General features: G+C 49.5%; 1 protein-coding gene. It reads left to right on the top strand.

The genetic code is table 11. From position 1 onward, the window contains the following. Nucleotides 1-19 precede the first annotated feature (19 nt). Nucleotides 20-303, top strand: a 284-nt coding sequence (locus tag ACYQ2M_RS25460; protein WP_459919200.1) for a transposase, incomplete at its 3' end; no start/stop codon positions are given.

Here is a 303-nt window from a genome sequence, read left to right as displayed (position 1 = left end):
CAGAAAACGGCCTGATGCAATACAAGGAGACAAGGGATATGACTCTCGTACATTGAGGGGTCGCATCAGGCACCGAGGAATTACCCCCATGATCCCCCGTCGGTCATGGCAAAATCGAAAACCGCCCAAAGGCAGACCTCCCAATAAGCCGGTTGATCGTTGGAAGGTCGAGAGAACTTTCGCATGGCTACAGCGAAAGTACAGAAGGCTGGTAGTCCGATGGGAACGCCGTAACAAATATTGGAAAGGTTTTGTTATGTTTGCTGTCTGTCTCCTCTGGGTTAATCCTCTCACGAGATTTTT

The sequence above is a fragment of the Desulfocicer niacini genome (assembly GCF_054657595.1).
The sequence above is the reverse complement of the archived record's forward strand: the minus strand, read 5'-3'. Positions and strand labels throughout refer to the sequence as shown.